Source organism: Streptomyces sp. NPDC000983, from assembly GCF_040299205.1.
GTDB lineage: Bacteria > Actinomycetota > Actinomycetes > Streptomycetales > Streptomycetaceae > Streptomyces.
Map to the genome: position 1 here is coordinate 110,576 of NZ_JBEPBM010000001.1, position 17,537 is coordinate 128,112.

General features: G+C 72.5%; 15 protein-coding genes. 9 read left to right on the plus strand and 6 right to left on the minus strand.

All coding sequences use genetic code 11. The features are described from left to right. Positions 1–39: 39 nt before the first annotated feature. Positions 40–933 (minus strand): aminoglycoside phosphotransferase family protein, encoded by an 894-nt coding sequence (locus ABT296_RS00360; RefSeq protein WP_351922102.1) that lies wholly within the window; start codon positions 931–933, stop codon positions 40–42. An 820-nt stretch (positions 934–1,753) separates the two neighbouring features. Between ABT296_RS00360 and ABT296_RS00365 the strand changes: the two genes are divergently transcribed. Next, entirely contained in the window at positions 1,754–3,307 is a 1,554-nt protein-coding gene (locus ABT296_RS00365) for a pectate lyase family protein (RefSeq protein ID WP_351922103.1), read from the plus strand. Positions 3,308–3,380: 73 nt separating this feature from the next. Here ABT296_RS00365 and ABT296_RS00370 read toward each other — a convergent pair whose 3' ends face one another. Continuing rightward, complete coding sequence (locus ABT296_RS00370) at positions 3,381–4,157, minus strand: IclR family transcriptional regulator (protein WP_351922104.1); 777 nt, start codon at positions 4,155–4,157, stop codon at positions 3,381–3,383. 72 nt (positions 4,158–4,229) lie between these two features. Here ABT296_RS00370 and ABT296_RS00375 point away from each other — a divergent pair, with 72 nt between their 5' ends. The 7 genes from ABT296_RS00375 to ABT296_RS00405 all read left to right on the plus strand — a co-directional run bounded on the left by ABT296_RS00375 (position 4,230) and on the right by ABT296_RS00405 (position 12,246). Beyond that, positions 4,230–5,399 carry a cupin domain-containing protein gene (locus tag ABT296_RS00375; protein WP_351922105.1) on the plus strand — a complete coding sequence of 390 codons (1,170 nt, stop codon included), beginning with the start codon at positions 4,230–4,232 and terminating at the stop codon, positions 5,397–5,399. Next, a complete protein-coding gene (locus ABT296_RS00380) occupies positions 5,396–6,235 on the plus strand; it encodes a fumarylacetoacetate hydrolase family protein (RefSeq protein WP_351922106.1) in 840 nt (279 codons plus the stop codon). Before ABT296_RS00375 ends, ABT296_RS00380 begins: the two co-directional genes overlap by 4 nt. Further along, positions 6,235–6,924 carry a maleylpyruvate isomerase family mycothiol-dependent enzyme gene (locus ABT296_RS00385; protein ID WP_351922107.1) on the plus strand — a complete coding sequence of 230 codons (690 nt, stop codon included), beginning with the start codon at positions 6,235–6,237 and terminating at the stop codon, positions 6,922–6,924. Before ABT296_RS00380 ends, ABT296_RS00385 begins: the two co-directional genes overlap by 1 nt. A gap of 36 nt (positions 6,925–6,960) precedes the next feature. Further along, on the plus strand, positions 6,961–8,226 hold the full coding sequence (locus ABT296_RS00390) for an FAD-dependent monooxygenase (protein WP_351922108.1): 1,266 nt from the start codon (positions 6,961–6,963) through the stop codon (positions 8,224–8,226). A 102-nt stretch (positions 8,227–8,328) separates the two neighbouring features. Next, on the plus strand, positions 8,329–9,186 hold the full coding sequence (locus ABT296_RS00395) for an ABC transporter ATP-binding protein (RefSeq protein ID WP_351922109.1): 858 nt from the start codon (positions 8,329–8,331) through the stop codon (positions 9,184–9,186). Continuing rightward, on the plus strand, positions 9,183–10,169 hold the full coding sequence (locus tag ABT296_RS00400; RefSeq protein ID WP_351922110.1) for an ABC transporter substrate-binding protein: 987 nt from the start codon (positions 9,183–9,185) through the stop codon (positions 10,167–10,169). The genes ABT296_RS00395 and ABT296_RS00400 overlap by 4 nt, the downstream gene beginning before the upstream one ends. A 4-nt stretch (positions 10,170–10,173) precedes the next feature. Continuing rightward, positions 10,174–12,246: an iron ABC transporter permease gene (locus tag ABT296_RS00405; RefSeq protein ID WP_351922111.1), complete on the plus strand. Its 2,073-nt coding sequence runs from the start codon at positions 10,174–10,176 to the stop codon at positions 12,244–12,246. Here the strand turns inward: ABT296_RS00405 and ABT296_RS00410 are convergent. Together ABT296_RS00410 and ABT296_RS00415 are read right to left on the minus strand one after the other, a co-directional pair. Next, a complete protein-coding gene (locus tag ABT296_RS00410; protein ID WP_351922112.1) occupies positions 12,213–13,055 on the minus strand; it encodes an ABC transporter permease in 843 nt (280 codons plus the stop codon). The two genes, ABT296_RS00405 and ABT296_RS00410, sit on opposite strands and share 34 nt — an antisense overlap. Before the next feature lie 8 nt (positions 13,056–13,063). Further along, the gene (locus ABT296_RS00415; RefSeq protein WP_351922113.1) at positions 13,064–14,392 is read right to left on the minus strand and encodes a lysine N(6)-hydroxylase/L-ornithine N(5)-oxygenase family protein; all 1,329 of its coding nucleotides are present in this window, start codon (positions 14,390–14,392) and stop codon (positions 13,064–13,066) included. A 122-nt stretch (positions 14,393–14,514) separates the two neighbouring features. On the opposite strand from ABT296_RS00415, the gene ABT296_RS00420 reads away from it, so the two are divergent. Further along, positions 14,515–15,462, plus strand: coding sequence for a methionyl-tRNA formyltransferase (locus ABT296_RS00420; protein WP_351922114.1), 948 nt, complete (start codon positions 14,515–14,517; stop codon positions 15,460–15,462). Between the two features lie 85 nt (positions 15,463–15,547). Here the strand turns inward: ABT296_RS00420 and ABT296_RS00425 are convergent, their stop codons facing one another. Then, positions 15,548–16,420, minus strand: a complete 873-nt coding sequence (locus ABT296_RS00425) for an ABC transporter ATP-binding protein (protein WP_351922115.1) — start codon at positions 16,418–16,420, stop codon at positions 15,548–15,550. A gap of 4 nt (positions 16,421–16,424) precedes the next feature. After that, the gene (locus ABT296_RS00430) at positions 16,425–17,534 is read right to left on the minus strand and encodes a FecCD family ABC transporter permease (RefSeq protein WP_351922116.1); all 1,110 of its coding nucleotides are present in this window, start codon (positions 17,532–17,534) and stop codon (positions 16,425–16,427) included. Between the last annotated feature and the right edge of the window lie 3 nt (positions 17,535–17,537).

The following is a 17,537-nucleotide window of genomic DNA, read 5'->3' on the forward strand; positions in this document are numbered from 1 at the left end:
GCGGCTCGGTGCCGAGGCGTGGGCACTTCCGGCCCGGGTTCAGCCGGCGAGTGCCTGGGTGATCTGGCGGGTGGTCTGTGCGGCGACCCGCGGGTTGACGGCGGCGTAAGTGGTGTACGCGTTCAGGCCGGTGGCCATCGCCCAGGCGCGGCCTCTGAGCCAAGTCGCGTCGTCGACGCCCAGTGCGGTGCGGAACACGGATCTGGTGTGGGCCGACATCAGGGTGAAGGCGATCATCAAGTCGCAGGCGGGGTCGCCGATTCCGAGTTCGCCGAAGTCGATGACGGCGCTCAGGCGGCCGTCGACCGTCAGCAGGTTGCCGGTGTGGAAGTCGCCGTGGAACCACAGCGGCGGGCCGTCCCAGCCGGGCGCGTCGAGGGCGGCGTCCCACAGGTCGGTCATGGCCCGGGCGTCGAACACCCCGCCGGTCTCCTCGACGGCGGCTCGCGTGGCCGTGTCGCGTTCGGCCAGCGACCAGGTGGCGAGGCCGTCCGCGGCCCCCTCGGCCGACCCGGTCCGCGGTGCCCGGTGGAGGGCGGTGAGGAACCCCGCCAGATCCTTCGCGGCCCGGGGTGAGTGGGCGAGCGCCTCCACGGTCGCCGCCTCGCCGTCCAGCCAGCGGGAGACCGCCCAGGGCCAGGGGTAGCCGAAGCCGGGATCTCCCACCGCCACCGGGACCGGCACGGCCAGGGGCAGGTGCGGGGCTAGCGTGGGCAGCCACGCGTACTCCTTCTCGGCCTGTCCGACGGCTCCGGAGTGGCGCGGCAGCCGGACCGACAACTCGCCGCCCAGCCGGTGGATGACGTGGTCGGAACCGGCCGGATCGACCAGGGTCAGCGGCAGTTCGGACCACTCGGGGAACTGCTGGTCCACCAGGCGCCTGACCAGCGCCGTGTCGATGGGCGGGAGCGTGTCCGTGGGGCTGGTGGTCATCTGCTGCGGGCTCCCCGGGGCGGCCCGCTGCGGGCGGCGGGCACTCGGACCCATCTCACGGCTTCGCACCTTCGCGTGTCGACCGGATTTCCCCGCCCCTCGGCTTCGCGAAGGCGAGAGGTCGAGAAAGCGACAAAGCGAGAGGTCGAGAGGTTGGGATGGAGGGAGGGCGAGATGGGGAGAAGGCGGCGCCGGGTCCGGCGAACTCCCTTGTCCTTCAGGGCGGAGAGGATGTCAGAACGGCGAGAAGCGGGTCGGGGCCCGCGCCGATGACGTCCTGTACGTGCCAGTCGGTGGACCGCGCGCCTTCAGGAATGTGACCGACGAGCCGACCTCGATGCTCCTGCTCCTCGCCCTGGGTGCGGGGGAGCGCCCGTGCGGAGGCCCCGTGCGGCGCGACTCCGGCAACTCGGCGCGCCTCAAGGTTTGTTCGAGAATGTGAACCAGATTCTGCGGGTGGTCTTGTCAGCCCGTCAGGCGGCCCCTATCGTCTCCGGCCAGAAAGCGCTTTCCCAGGGTGGGGACGCCCGAGGGAAGCCGCGTCGCGGGGGCCGCCGTGACGTGCGATCGAGTCGCCGACGATCCGTCAGAGGACGTTTCAGGGTGCCCCCGTGCCCCTTGGAACGAAGGGTCCACCTCACAGGGCTCGGCGTGAAACGAGTGCCCGCGAATCCCCGCATCGGCTCCGGCAGGTGCCCGCCCGGCGGCCTCCGGACGGCCCCACCGAGGTCGATGCGCGTGGGCACGGCGGGACCCAGGCCCAGGGTCCCGCCGTACCAGCCACGCATCGGACGAACCACGAACACCCCTGGAGACGACCATGAGAAGCCCTCTCGCGCTGCGGCTGTCGGCCGCAACGGGCGCGCTGGCCCTGGCCGCCGCGGCCGGCATCGCCCTGGCGATGCCCGAGGCGTCCGCCGCCACCGGCGGCGCCACCGGCTACGCGACCCAGAACGGCGGCACCACCGGCGGAGCCGGCGGACAGACCGTCAAGGCGACCACGGGCACCGCGATCCACGCGGCGCTCTGCGGCCGGGCGAGCAGCAGCACACCGATCACCATCCAGGTCGAGGGAACCATCAACCACGGCAACACGGCGAAGGTCTCGGGCAGCAGTTGCAGCACCGCCGCCGGTGTGATCGAGCTCAAGCAGATCAGCAACGTCACCATCGTGGGTGTCGGCAGCGGAGCCGTCTTCGACCAACTGGGCATCCACATCCGTGAATCCAGCAACATCATCATCCAGAACGTCACGATCCGGAACGTGAAGAAGTCCGGCTCGCCCACCTCCAACGGCGGCGACGCCATCGGCATGGAGAGCGGCGTCCGCAACGTCTGGGTCGACCACGCCACACTGGAGGCGTCGGGCGGTGAGTCGGAGGGCTACGACGGCCTCTTCGACATGAAGGACGACACCAAGTACGTGACGCTGTCGTACAGCATCCTGCGCAACTCCGGCCGGGGCGGCCTCATCGGGTCCAGCGAGAGCGACCTGTCGAACGGGTTCGTGACCTTCCACCACAACCTGTACCAGAACATCGACTCCCGCGCGCCCCTGCTGCGCGGCGGTACGGCCCACGTCTACAACAACCACTACAAGAGCCTCAACGAGTCCGGCATCAACTCCCGGGCCGGCGCCAAGGCCAAGGTCGACAACAACTACTTCGAGGACTCCAAGGACGTCCTCGGCACCTTCTACACCGACGAGCGCGGCTACTGGCAGGTCAGCGGGAACATCTTCGACAACGTGACCTGGTCCTCCACCGGCAGCGACAACTACCCCGCGGGCCCGAACGTGCAGTCCAACACCACGGTCAGCATCCCGTACTCCTACACCCTCGACGCCGCCAGCTGCGTGCCCGACGTCGTCAGCCGTACGGCGGGCGCGGGTACCGGTCTGAAGGTCTCCGACGGCAACTGCACCCCGCAGACCCCGTCGCCGACCCCGACCTCGACGGTGACGCCGACCCCCACCGCCACGCCGACCGCGACGCCGACCCAGCCCAGCGGCACCAACCTCAGCATCGGGGCCGGCTCCGACGGCTCCAGCAAGGCCGACGGCACCAGCTACGGCAACGTCCGCGACGGCGACCTGAACACCTACTGGTCGCCGAGCGGCACGACCGGTTCGATCTCCGTCAAGTGGGGGTCCGCCACCTCCGTGTCCAAGGTCAACATCCGTGAGGCGTCCGGATCCACGGGGGCCATCGGCTCCTGGCGGCTGCTCAACGGCGACAACGGAGCGGTCCTGGCCTCCGGCAGCGGCGCGGGCGTCATCAGCTTCGCGCAGACCTCGCTGAAGAAGGTCACCTTCGAGATCACCGGTGCCAGTGGCACCCCGAAGGTCGCCGAGTTCGAGACCTACGCCTCCTGACGGCACGCCACCGGCGTCCCGCCGCCCACCTCCGGGCGCGCGGGGCGCCGTTGGCGTGTGCCGCGGCGGCGGCTCAGGGCCGCTCGGCCAGGTCCCGCTCCAGGGCCTGGGCGGCCGTGTCGAGCGCCGCCACCAGGGCCTGGAGCCGGCGGGCGTCGTAGCGCACGCTCGGCATGGACACCGACAGGCCCGCCACCGCCGTGCCCTGACCGTCGCGCACCGGGACGCCGACCGCGACCAGCCCGCGCTCGGAGCGCTCCTGGTTGACGGCGAAGCCGTTGCGGCGCAGCCGCCCCAACTCGGCACGCAGCCGGGCGAGATCGGGACGCTCGGCCGGGCGGTCCCGGTAGCGGTCGGAGGCGTAGACCTCCGCCAGCTCCTCCTCGGTGAGGCCGGCCAGCAGGAGCAGGCCGGCCGTGGTGCGGTGGGCGGGAAAGACCATGCCCTCCCGGGAGCCGACCCGCAGGGCCTGGCGGCACTCGACGCTGGCGATGAAGCGGGCCGTGTCACCGGCGCGGACGATCAGGTTCGTGGTCTCGTCCAGCAGGTCGACCACCCGGCGCAGATGGGGCAGGGCCGCCGCGCGCAGCCGGGAGACCAGCGACTGGGAGTGCGCCGCCAGTTCCAGCACCGGGCCCGCCCGGTAGACGTGGTCCTCGTCCTGCACCGCGAAGTCCCGGTACACCAGCATCGCCAGCAGCCGGTGCGCGGTGGACCGGGCCACCCCGAGGCGCTCGGCGACCTGGGACACCGTCGCGCCGCCCTCCATCTGGAGGATCGTCGCCGCGCGCAGCGCGTGGTCCACGCTGGCGATGGGATAGGGCGGAGGATTCTTGAGCGGTTTGTCCATGGCGGTGCCCCTTTGATTCTGCTCTGCAGAATCTAGCCGTTCCGCTGACAGGCGCGTCGCAGTCTGGGTGCCGTGACTCAGTCCTCCATCGCCCAAGACTCCGGCACGGGTTCCCCGGTCCGCCTGAAGGCCGTCACCGCGGAGGGGCAGCCCGAGGTCACCCCGGCGCTCGAAGAGCTCTACCGGGGCTTCGAACACGAACTCCTGGTCCCGTTGTGGACCGAGATCGGCGACCTGATGCCCGCCCACCCGCGCTCGCGCGCCGTCCCGCACCTGTGGCGCTGGGAGCGGCTGCGCGCACTGGCCGCGCGGGCCGGTGCCCTCGTCCCGGTCGGCCGCGGCGGGGAGCGCCGGGCCATCGCGCTGGCCAACCCCTCCCTCGGCGGCCGGCCCTTCGCCACGCCGACGCTGTGGGCCGCCGTCCAGTACCTGATGCCCGGGGAGGACGCCCCGGAGCACCGGCACACCCAGCACGCCTTCCGCTTCGTCGTCGAGGGCGAGGGGGTGTGGACGGTCGTCGGACGCGACCCGGTGGCCATGCGGCGCGGCGACTTCCTGCCGCAGGCCGGCTGGAACCTGCACGCCCACCACAACGCCACCGCCGAGCCGATGGCCTGGATCGACGGCCTGGACATCCCCTTCCAGTACGCCACCGAGGCGCAGTTCTTCGAGTTCGGGCGGGACGCGATCAGTGACGCGGAGCGGGCCACGCCCGAGCGATCCCGCTCCGAGCGGCTGTGGGGCCATCCGGGCCTGCGGCCCGTCGCGTCCGCCGCCGCCGGACCCGGCACCCCGCTGCTGGCCTACCGTTGGGAGCACACCGACCGGGCCCTCGGCGACCAGCTCGCCCTGGAGGCGGAAGGGCACCGCGGCACCGTGGAGCCCGGTCACGCGGCCGTACGGTTCACCGACCCGGCCACCGGTGCCGACGCGCTGCCGACCATCCGCGCCGAGATGCACCGGGTGGTCCGCGGCGTCGAGACCGCGCCCGCCCGGGAGACCGGCTCCAGCGTCTACCAGGTCTTCGACGGCTCCGGCACCGTCACCGTCGGCGGCCACAGCTGGTCCGTGACGCGTGGGGACCTGTTCGTCGTGCCCTCCTGGCAGCCGTTCTCGGTCCGCTCAGAGGCCGGTGCCACCGATTCCGACTCCGGCGCGCTGGACCTGTTCCGGTTCAGCGACTCCCCGATCTTCGAAGCGCTGCGGCTCGACCGCGCCCAGGTGGAAGGAACCCCCCGATGAAGCTCGCCACCCTCCGCACCGGCGGCACCACCCGGGCCGTACGGCTCGACGGAGACGTGCTGACCGACCTCGGGGTCCCGGACGTGGGCGCGCTGCTCGCCGAGGAGGGCTGGGCCGAGCGTGCCGCGACCGCCACCGGCACCGCCCACCCCGTCGGGGGCGCCGACTTCGCGCCCCTGGTCCCCGCCCCCTCCAAGGTGGTGTGCGTCGGCCTCAACTACCGCAACCACATCCAGGAGATGGGCCGGGACCTGCCCGAACACCCCACACTCTTCGCCAAGTTCGCCGACAGCCTGATCGGCGCGGGCGACGACATCGTCCGCCCCGACGAGACCGCGAAGTTCGACTGGGAGGTCGAACTCGCCCTCGTCGTGGGCGCGCCCGTGCGGCGCGCCCGGGGTGCCGAGGCCGAGGCGGCCATCGCCGGGTTCACCGTCCTCAACGACATCACCTGCCGCGACTGGCAGTTCCGCACCCGCGAATGGCTCCAGGGCAAGAGCTGGGACTCCACGACACCGGTCGGCCCGTACCTGGTCACCCCCGACGAGCTGCCGGGCGGGGTCCGTCCCGCCCTGGAGGTGAGGCTGCTGGTGGACGGCGAGGTCATGCAGTCCGACTCCACCGGCGACCTGCTGTTCGACCCGGTCGCCCTGGTCGAGTACGTCTCCACCGTGGTCCGCCTCAACCCCGGCGACCTCATCGCCACCGGCACTCCGGGCGGCGTCGGCCACGCCCGCAGGCCCGAGCGCTACCTCCTCGGCGGCGAGAAGGTCGTCGCCGAGATCGAGGGCATCGGGCGGCTGGAGAACCGGGTCGTCGAGGAGAAGTCCGCCTGATGCCCCGCACGTTGGACGACGCCCGCCGCTGGAGTCGGATCGGCACCGAACTGCTGGTGAAGGCGGCTCAGTTCGACGAGGCCGGTTATGCCGCACCGAGTCTGCTGCCGGGCTGGAGCCGCGCCCACCTGGCCGCGCACGTCGCCGCCAACGCCGAGGCGCTCGCCAACCTCGTGCACTGGGCCGCGACCGGCGAACCCACCCCCATGTATGCCTCGCCCGAGGAGCGTCTCGCCGGCATCGAGCGGGGCCGGGCCCTGCCCGCCGCCGAACTGACCGACTGGCTGCGGGAGTCGGCGGCGGCGCTGGAGCGGGGGACGGCCGCGCTGGGGGAGGAACGGTGGCGGACGCCGGTCGTCACCGCGCAGGGCCGGACCGTACCGGCCGCCGAGGTGCCGTGGCTGCGCTCCCGCGAGGTGTGCGTGCACGCGGTCGACCTCGCGAACGGCGTGACCTTCGCCGACCTGCCGTCCGACTTCCTGACCGCACTGTGCGAGGACGTGGTGGCCAAGCGCTCCGCCGTCCCCGGACCCGCCCTCTCCCTGCGGGCCCCGGGGGCCGCCTGGGAACTCCCCGGCACCGGTGAACCCGTGCTGGTGGAGGGTGAGTTGGCAGACCTCGCCGCCTATCTGACCGGACGGGGCGACGGCCCCGGCGCGCCCGCACCCACCCTGGGCACCTGGCTGTGACCGGGGCCCGCCCCGCGAGAGGGAACGGAGCAGACCATGAACCCTGAACCCAGCCCCGACGTCCTGGTGGTCGGCGGCGGCATCGGCGGACTCGGCGCCGCCTTCGCCCTGGCCCGCCAGGGACTGCGGGTCCGCGTCCTCGAACGCGCCATGGAGTTCGGCGAGGTGGGCGCCGGCCTCCAGATCGCGCCCAACTGCACCCGCATCCTCGCCGAGTACGGCCTGCTCGACGAGGCCAGGTCGCTCGGGGTGCTGCCCGAGAGCATGGTGATGCGCGACGCCCTCGATGCCCGGGAACTGACCCGGCTGGACCTGCGCGACCTCGAACGCCGCTACGGCTACCCGTACATGGTCATCCACCGCAGCGATCTGCACGGCATCTTCCTGCGCGCCTGCGAAAGCGCCGGGGTGGAACTGCTCACCGACCGGACCGTCGTCGGGTACGAGAACGTCCCGGGCGGGGCCCGGGTGCTGCTGGCGGACGGGCGGGCCGAGTCCGCGCCACTGGTCGTGGCGGCCGACGGACTGCACTCCGTGGCCCGGCGCCAGTTGGTCGGGGACGACGTCGTCAGCTCCGACTACGTCGCCTACCGCGCCGCCGTCCCCATCGAGGAGGTTCGCGGCAACGGCATCGCGGAGAAGGACGTCACCGTATACGTCGGCCCCCGCTGCCACTTCGTCCAGTACGCGCTGCGCGGCGGCGACATGTTCAACCAGGTCGCCGTGTTCCAGTCGCCCAAGGCCCTGGCCGGCCGGGAGGACTGGGGCACCCCCGACGAACTGGACGCGGCCTTCGAGGGCGCCTGCGACACCGTACGCAAGGGCATCGGGCTGATGTGGCGGGACCGCTGGTGGCAGATGCTCGACCGCGACCCGGTCGAGACCTGGGTGCACGGCCGGATCGCGCTCCTCGGCGACGCCGCGCACCCGCCCCTTCAGTACATGGCACAGGGCGCCGTCATGGCCATCGAGGACGGCTGGGTGCTCGCCCGGCACCACGCCCGGCCGGCCGGCGCCGCCGGCCCGGGCTCGGGGCCGGACTGGGACGGCGCGCTGGCCGCCTACCAGGCGGTCCGGGTGGAGCACTGCGAGCGGGTGCAGAGCACGGCCCGCGCCTGGGGCGAACTCTGGCACCTCGACGGGGAGTCCCGGCTGCGGCGCAACGCGGTCATGCGGGCCAGGGACCCCTACGACTACGCCTTCACCGACTGGGTGTACGGCCCGACCGCGCTCACCCCGGACGAGGAACCGGCGATGTTCACACCGATCCCGCTGTCCTCGGCGCCGGCCGAGGAGTCCTAGGGCGCTGCTCGGTGGCCGCCGTACTTTGGCCGATCTCCTTCTTGCATGTGTGACGAGCACCCCCCTCGCAAGGACTAGTTAGGTTAGGCTAGCCTTTGCGCTGTGCGATCAGGTGAAGAGATCTCCGCGGAGGCGAGCCCCCGCGGTCATGAACTGGCGGCCACGGGTGTCACCGTGGCCTACGACGGCGTCGACGTCCTGCACGACGCCTCGGTGACGCTGCGGCCCGGCCAGGTGACCGTGCTGGTGGGGCCGAACGGCAGCGGGAAGTCGACGCTCCTGCGCACCGTCGCGCGGCTCCAGCGGCCGCGCACCGCCACCGTCACCGTCGACGACACCGACGCCCTGGCGCTGAGCCCCCGTGAGTTCTCGCGCCTGGTGGCCCTGCTGACACAGGGCCGGCCCACCCCCACCGGACTCACCGTCCGGGACGTCGTCGAGTTCGGCCGCTACCCCTACCGGGGCCGCTGGGGCCGCGCCGACGCCGACGGACGGGCCGCGGTGGACCGCGCGCTGGCCATGACCGGAGTCGCGGACCTCGCCGAGCGCGGCGCCGAACACCTCTCCGGCGGCCAGCTCCAGCGCGTGTGGCTGGCGAGCTGCCTCGCCCAGGAGACCGGCGTACTGCTCCTGGACGAACCCACCACCTACCTCGACCTGCGCTACCAGATCGAACTCCTCGACCTCGTCCGCGACCTGGCGGACGACCACGGGATCGCCGTCGGCGCCGTCCTGCACGACCTCGACCAGGCCGCGGCCCTCGCCGACCGGATCGTGCTCCTGCACCGGGGACGCATCGTCGCCGACGGCCTCCCCGAAGACGTACTCACCGCCGAGCGGCTGACCGACACCTACGGCATCCGCATCGAAGTCGGCACCGACCCCCTCACCGGCCGGCTGCGCACCCGCGCCATCGGCCGACACCACTCGCGAAGCGAAAGGCTCAGCACAACCTCATGAGACGCCTCCTGCTCACCGCGGCCGTCGCCACCGCCGCGGCCCTCACCCTGACCGCCTGCGGTACGACCGAGCCCGCCGCCGACAGCGACGACGCCAAGAAGACCAGCGAGAAGATCACCCTCACCGACGCCTCCGGCGCGAAGGTCGAACTCGACGGTCCGGCCACCAAGGTCGTCGGAACCGAGTGGCACGAGGTCGAGCTGCTGGTGTCGCTGGGCGTGGACCCGGTCGGCGTCGCCGACGTCAAGGGCTACAACACCTGGGACAGCGCGGTCCCGCTGAAGAACGACCCCAAGGACATCGGCACCCGCGGCGAGCCCAGCATGGACACCATCGCCGCGCTGAAGCCCGACCTCATCGTCGCCAGCACCGACCTGCCGCCGGCCGCCGTCAAGCAGCTGCGCAAGGTCGCCCCGGTGGTGGAGGTCAAGTCCGCCGACGCCGCCGACCCGATCGGGCAGATGACGGAGAACCTCGACCTCCTCGCCAAGGCCACCGGCACCACCGACCAGGCCGAGAAGATCAAGGACGACTTCGACGCCAAGCTCGCCGAGGGCAAGAAGGCCCTCGCCGACGCCGGCCTCGACGGCGCCCAGTACGCCTTCGCCGACGGCTACGACATGTCCAACCAGGTCTCCATCCGGCCCTACACCAGCGGCTCGCTCATCGGCGCCGTCAACGAGGAGCTCGGCCTGAAGAACGACTGGACCGTCAAGGGCGACGAGAGCTACGGCCTCGCCTCCACCGACGTCGAGGGCCTCACCAAGCTCAGCGACGACGTCCACTTCGCCTACATCGGCAACGACGGCGACGAGAGCAGCAACCCGTTCACCGGCGCCCTCGCCAAGGACAAGGTCTGGACCTCGCTGCCGTTCGTGAAGAAGGACAACGTCCACCGGCTGCCCGACGGCATCTGGATGTTCGGCGGTCCCGAGTCGATGAGTCAGTACGTCGACTCCGTCGTCGCCGCGCTGACGAAGTAACGCCATGGCCGTCACCGCGACAACCCCCGCCACCCGTCCGTCGGCGGCCACGTCCCGCACGGGCGCGGCCGCGGTGACGGCCGCACTGGTCCTGCTGGTCGCCGCCCTCGCGGTCGCCGACATCACGCAGGGCACGGCCGCCGTCGGCGCCTCCGAAGTCTGGAAGGCGTTCACCGGCGACGCCGACCCCGGCGACGCCTCCGTCGTCATCGCCTCCCGGCTGCCGCGCATGACCGCCGGGATACTCGTCGGCGCCATGCTCGGCATGGCCGGCGCCGCCCTCCAGGCGGTCAGCCGCAACGTCCTCGCCGCGCCCGACACCCTCGCCGTAAACGCCGGCGCCTACCTGGCCCTCGGCCTGGTCGCCGTCACCGGCGTCTCGCTGCCGCTGCTCGCCTCCTCCGGCGTCGCGCTGATCGGCAGCCTCGCCGCCGCCGCGGTCGTGCTGGGCCTGTCGGGCCTCGGCGCCGGCACCGTACGCCTGGTGCTCGCCGGCACCGCACTCATGCTCGGCCTCAGCGCCATCACCGAGGGCCTGCTGCTGCTCTTCCCCGAGGAGACCCACGGGCTCTACCAGTGGAACCAGGGCAGCATCGGGCAGAACGGCTTCGACGGCGTGATCCGGATGGCGCCCCTCGGCGCGCTCGGTCTGCTCGGGCTGCTGCTGGTCGCCCGCCGGGTCGACGCGCTCGCCCTGGGCGACGACGCCGCCCGCGGCCTCGGCGTGCCGGTGCGCGCCACCCGGGTCACCGCCGTCGTCCTCGCGGCCCTGCTGTCCGCGGCCGCGGTCACCCTGGCCGGGCCCATCGGCTTCGTCGGCCTGTGCGCCCCGGCCCTGGTCCGCGCGCTCGCCCGCCGGTTCCACGGCCTCACCAGAAGCCGGGTGAGCCTGCCGGTCACCGGCCTCGCCGGCGCCGCGCTGGTCCTCGGCTCGGACGTCCTGCTGCGGTCCCTGGTCCCCGCGGACCTCGCGGTGGCCGTGCCCACCGGCGTGGTCACCAGCCTCGTCGGCGCCGTGTTCCTGGTGGTCATGGCGGTCCGGCTCAAGGACACCGCCACCTCGGCCGCGCCCGACCGGCTGCGCATCCGCAGCCGCGCCGTCTTCCTCACCGTCACCGCCGTCCTGGTCGCCGCGCTCGTCGGCGTGACGATCGCGGCCGTGCTGCTGGGCGACGCCAAACTGCTCCTCGGCGATGTCGTCAACTGGGCCGGGGGCAACGCGGGCCAGACCGTGGGCTTCGTGCTCGACACCCGGATGCCCCGGGTCCTCGCGGCACTCCTGGCCGGCGCGGCCCTCGCCCTGGCCGGGACGCTCATCCAGGCCGTGACCCGCAACCCGCTCGCCGAACCCGCCGTCCTCGGCGTCTCCGGCGGCGCCGCGCTCGGCGCCGTGGTCCTCGTGACCACAGTGCCGCTGGCCGGCTCCTGGGGCCTGGCCGGCGCTGCCTTCGCGGGCGCGGCGGTCAGCTCCGTCATCGTCTTCGGGCTCGCCGCGCGCGGCGGGTTCCAGCAGAACCGGCTGGTCCTCGTCGGCATCGGAGTCGCCACCGCCGCCACCGCGCTGATCAGCCTGCTGATCGTGCTCACCGACCCGTTCAACGCGGTCAAGGCCCTCACCTGGCTGTCCGGTTCGACCTACGGCCGGACCATGCCGGACATCGTGCCGATGGCGATCCTGGTCGCGGTGGGTATCGTCGTCGCGCTGCTGCGCCGCGGTGACCTGGACCTGGTCTCGCTCGACGAGGACACCCCGCGCCTGCTGGGCCTGGACCTGGGCCGGGCCCGCCTCGGCTTCCTCGCCCTCGGCGTGCTGCTCAGCGCGACGGCCGTCGCCGGCACCGGCACCATCGGCTTCGTCGGGCTCGTCGCCCCGCACGCGGCCCGGGCCCTGGTGGGCCGGCAGCACGTCCGGGTCGTCCCGGTCGCCATGCTGCTCGGAGCCGTACTGGTCTGCGGCGCCGACCTGTTGGGCCGTACCGTCATCGCGCCCGCGCAGCTCGGCGCCGGCATGGTGACCGCGGTGATCGGCACACCGTACTTCCTCTACCTCCTGGTGCGCAGCCGCCGCCAGGCGTGAGCACCCCGCCGCTCCGGTTCCCGGGCGCGGTGGAGCCGGCGGCGCGCGACGAGCTCGACGGTCAGGGCCACCGACAGGGCCTCGACGGCGAGCAGCGCGATGAGGACGAAGACCTGCACGGTGCCCGCGAGCACGGGGGAGGCACCGGCCAGCAGCATGCCGACGAACGCGCCCGGCAGGGCGACCAGACCCACCGTGCGGGTCTGGTCCAGGGCCGGCAGCAGCGCGTCCGAGGCCGCGCCGCGCGCCACTTCGAGACGGGCGTCGCGCTCGGAGAAGCCCAGCGAGAGCGCCGCCTCGATCTCGCCGAAGCGTCCGGCGACCTCGTCCAGGGCGCGCCGCCCGGCCAGTACGGTCGCGGTCAGCGCGCCGCCGATGAGGATGCCGCTCACCGGCACGACGGCGACACCGGGCACCGTCAGCAGACCGGACAGCACCAGTGCGGCGACCACCGGTGCCACCGGGGCCGCGATCGGCAGGGCCGCCCACCACCAGGTGCGGTTGGCCGTGATACGGCGTCCCGCGGTCCGGGTGGCGACGGCGAACATCAGCAGGAGGAACCCGACGAGGGCCGCGGTGCGGTGGACGGCCCAGCCGATCACCAGGGACACCGCGGCCAGTTGCAGGGCCGCCCGCACGCCCGCCGTCACGATCTCGCGGGCCCGTCCGTACGACTCGTCGGGCGAGAGCCGGAAGACGGCGGCCACCGCGGTGGCCGCGAGCAGCAGGACCGTGAGAGCGACGGCGAGCGTGGAGTTGACGGGCAGCAGGGTGTCGGCGGCCAAGGTGAAGGCGGCCGGGGTGGGCATGGGGTCGGCTACCCGTGGGCGTCGGCCCTGGTGCGGTCGGCGAGCAGCGTGGAGCAGATCTCCCCGGCCCGTACGGCGGTGGTGGACAGCAGGGTCGAGGTCAGGCCGTGGGTGTGCTCGGTGCCGCCCTGGAGGTAGATGTCCGCCGTGACGTGCGCGGCGGTCTCCACCCGGTGGTCCCGCCCGACGCGGAGCTGGTCCTCGTCGTCGCGCAGGCAGAGCTTGGCGATCTCACCGAGATGGTCGCCGAGACCCCGCGGCTGGTAGCCGGTCGCGTAGACGATCAGGTCCGCGGAGAGGACCTCGCGTTCACCGGTGGGCAGGAACTCCACCGTCACCCACACGCCGTCGTCGTCGCCGGTCACCTCGCGGATGCGGGAGACGTTCATCATCCGCAGCCGCTGCGTGCCCTGGACCTTCTCCTGGTACATGGTGCGCGACAGCGACTCGATCAGGTCCATGTCGACGACGGAGTAGTTGGTGCCGCGGTGGTAGTCGTGCAGGGACCGCTTCACCTGGGGTGGCGCGCCGTAGAACAGGTCGACGGCCTCGGGGTCGAAGATGCGGTTGGCGAACGGGCTGTCGTCGGCCGGCGTGTAGCCGTACTTGGCGAACACGGAGCAGATCTCCGCGTCGGGGAAGTTGCGGTGGAGGTAGTCGACCGCCTCGGCGGCGCTCTGTCCGGCGCCGAGGACGACGGCCCGGCGCACGGGTTTGCCGGAGCGCCGCAGACGCTCCACGCGAGGAAGCAACTCGCTGTTGTGCCAGGCGCGTTCGGACAGCACGGTGCCCGGGGGCAGGTGGGGTTCCAGGCCGGAGGCCACGCACAGGGCGCGGGTCCGGCGCACGGTCAGCCGCTCCGGGGCGGCCGGGTCGCGGCTGGCGACGTCGAAAGAGCGGACCTCGCCCTCCTCGGTCACCGGCCGTACGGAGACCACGTCGGCGGAGTAGTCCACGAGGTGGCCGACGCGGGCGGCGGCCCACTCGAAGTAGTCGTGGAACTCGATGCGCAGCGGGAAGAGCGTCTTCTGGTTGAGGAAGTCCACCAGGCGCCCGCGGTCGCGCAGATAGCACAGGAAGCTGAAGTCGCTGGTGGGGTCACGCATCGTCACCAGGTCCTTCAGGAAGGACACTTGCATGGTCGCGTCGTCGATGAGCATGCCCCGGTGCCAGCCGAACCGCGGTTGCCGTTCCAGGAATCCGACGCGGAACCCGTCTCCCGCCCGGGGCGTACCGCCGTGTTCGTGGAGCGCGATTGCGAGTGCGAGGTTGGAGGGGCCGAAGCCGATGCCCAGTACGTCGTAGATGGAGTCCGGATCACTGTGCAGCGTGGTCACCGCGTCATCGCCTCCTGTAGGGGGGAGTGCACAGTGGTCTCAGATGAGGTGCACAGGCTCCCCCGAGCAGCCATATGCTAGATAAGGTAAGCCTTACCTAGCAATGGCTGAGGAGGGCTTATATGCGGGTCGTCATGTTCGGCTACCAGACCTGGGGACACCGGACGCTGCAGGCTCTGCTGGACTCCGAGCACGAAGTGGTCCTGGTGGTGACCCATCCCAAGAGCGACCACGTGTACGAGAGGATCTGGAGCGACTCGGTCGCAGAACTCGCCGAAAAGCACGGTGTACCCGTGCTGTTGCGCAACCGCCCGGGGGACGAGGAACTGCTCCGGGCGCTCAAGGACGCCGAGCCGGACATCATCGTCGCCAACAACTGGCGCACCTGGCTGCCCGCGGAGATCTTCGATCTGCCCCCGCACGGCACGCTCAACGTCCATGACTCGCTGCTGCCGTCGTACGCCGGCTTCTCGCCGCTGATCTGGGCGCTCATCAACGGGGAGAAGCAGGTCGGCGTCACGGCCCACCGCATGGACAGCGAGCTGGACATGGGCGACATCCTGCTCCAGCGAGCGGTCCCCGTCGGATCCGCCGACACCGCGACCGACCTGTTCCACCGCACCGTCGACCTGATCGGTCCCGTGGTCCGAGAGTCCCTGGACCTCATCGCCTCGGGCCGGGCCGAGTGGATCCCGCAGGACCGCACCCGGTCGAGCTTCTTCCACAAGCGGTCCCTGGAGGACAGCCGGATCGACTGGACCTGGCCCGCCGAGGACCTGGAGCGGCTGGTGCGGGCCCAGTCGGACCCGTATCCGAACGCCTTCACCCACCATCGCGGCGAGCGCGTACGGATCGTCAAGGCGGCTGTCTCCGAGGGGCGTTACGGCGGGACACCGGGCCGCATCTTCATCCGCGAGGGCGACGGGATCGTCATCGTGGCCGGTGCCGGGGCGCGTTCGGGCCGGCTGCCCGGCCTGCTGGTCCGGCGGGTGCGGACCGAGGACGGCACCGAGTACGCGGCGACCGAGTACTTCCGCACGATGGGGGGTTATCTGACGCCCCGTCCGTGACCGGTGCGGCGGTGGGACCGGGGAACGTGCCGGTACCGCCGCCGCGGCCCGTTGCGCCGCCGCCCAGGCCGGCCGTGCCGTCGCCTCAGCCGGTGACGCCCGTGACGCCGGGGACGGTGACGGGGGCCGCGTCCTCGACTCCGTCGTGGTGCCTGCCCATCGGGATCACCATCGGGGTGCCGCTCACCGGGTCGGTGTGCACGACGGACCGCAGCCCGAAGACCTCCTCCACCGTCCTGGCGGTGACCACCTCGGCCGGGGCGCCCTCGCCGACGACGCGGCCCGCCTTCATCGCGACGATGTGATCCGCGTACCGGCAGGCCTGGTTGAGGTCGTGCAGCACCATCACGACCGTGCGGCGCTGATGCCGGTTGAGGTCGGTGATCAGGTCCAGCACGTCGATCTGGTGGGCGAGGTCGAGATACGTGGTCGGCTCGTCCAGGAGCATCACCTCGGTGCCCTGGGCCACCGCCATGGCGATCCAGGCCCGCTGCCGCTGCCCGCCGGAGAGTTCGTCGACGGCGCGGTGCGCGAGGTCGGTCATCCCGGTCGCGCGCAGCGCGTCGTGCACGGCCTCCTCGTCGGCCGAGGACCACTGCCGCCACCACGTCTGGTGCGGCGACCGTCCCCGGCCCACCAGGTCGACGACGGTCAGCCCCTCGGGGGCCACGGGGGACTGCGGCAGGATGCCGAGCCGCTGCGCGAGCACCCGGGTCGGGATCGAGTGGATCGAGCGCCCGTCGAGGTGCACGGCACCGGACCTGGGGGCCAGCAGCCGGGCCAGCGCCCGCAGGAGCGTGGACTTGCCGCACGCGTTCGCGCCCACGATCACCGTGATCCGCCCGGTGGGGACCACCAGGTCGAGATCCTCGACCACCACCCGGTCGTCGTACGCCAGCCGCAGGCCCTCGGCGCGCAGCTCGGGGCCGCCGTTCTCGAGAGGGTCCGTCTTCGACACGTTCTCAGCCTCCTGAACCGGCGCGGTTGGCGCGGACGAGCAGCCACAGCAGAACGGGCGCGCCCAGCACGCCCGTGACGATCCCGACCGGAAGCTCGGTGTCCGTGATGAGCTTGCGCGCGACGAGATCGGACCCGAGGACCATCACGGCGCCGGTCAGTCCGGCGCCGACGGGCGGCGGGAAGGCCGTACCGGCGAGGCGCTGCGCGACCTGGGGGGCGGCGAGTGCCACGAAGGCCACCGGACCGGCGGCCGCGGCCCCGAAGGCCACCAGGCCGACGGCGGCCAGCAGCACCGCCACCCGGACGGTCTGCACCCGGGTGCCCAGGCCCCGGGCGACGTCGTCGCCCAGCTCCAGCGTGCGCATCAGCCGGCCGAGCAGCAGGGCCGGGGGAAGCAGCAGCACGGTCGCCCACAGCAGCGGGGTGATCTGCTCCCAGGTACGGCCGTTGAGGTTGCCCACCAGCCAGCCGAGCGCCGCCTGCGCCTGGAAGCGCTGCCCCCGGGCCATCAGATAGTCGGTGGCGCTGGTGCAGATCCAGGCGACGCCCACGCCGACGAGGACGATCCGGTAGCCGCTGGTGCCCTTCTTCCAGGCCAGGACGTAGACCAGCAGGGCCGCCAGCAGCGCGCCGATCAGGCCGAGCGCCTGGGTGCTCAGCCCGCCGTCCCAGCCGAGCACGATGCCCGCCACCACCGCGGTGCCCGCGCCCTGGGTGATGCCCATCATGTCGGGGCTGGCCAGCGGGTTGCGGGTCAGGGTCTGCAGCAGCGCCCCGGAGACCCCGAAGGCGACGCCGACGAGCAGGCCCGCCAAGGCGCGGGGGAGGCGCAGTTCGTGGACGATCAGCTCGGTGGCGGGATCGCTCGCGCCGACCAGGGCGCCCAGCACGTCGCCCAGCGGCAGGGGGATGTCCCCGACCGACGTCTCCACGGCGAACAGCAGGAAGGCGGCGGCCGCGAGCAGCAGGCAGACGGCCAGCAGCCGGGGCCGCAGCAGCCCGGAGACCGGCGGCACGGCCAGCCGGAAGGTGACCCGGCCCCCGGTGCGCCGGGGAGCCGTGCGGTCGGCGGACTTCTTCGGGCCCGGTACGGGCGCGAGTTCGGTGGTCATGGG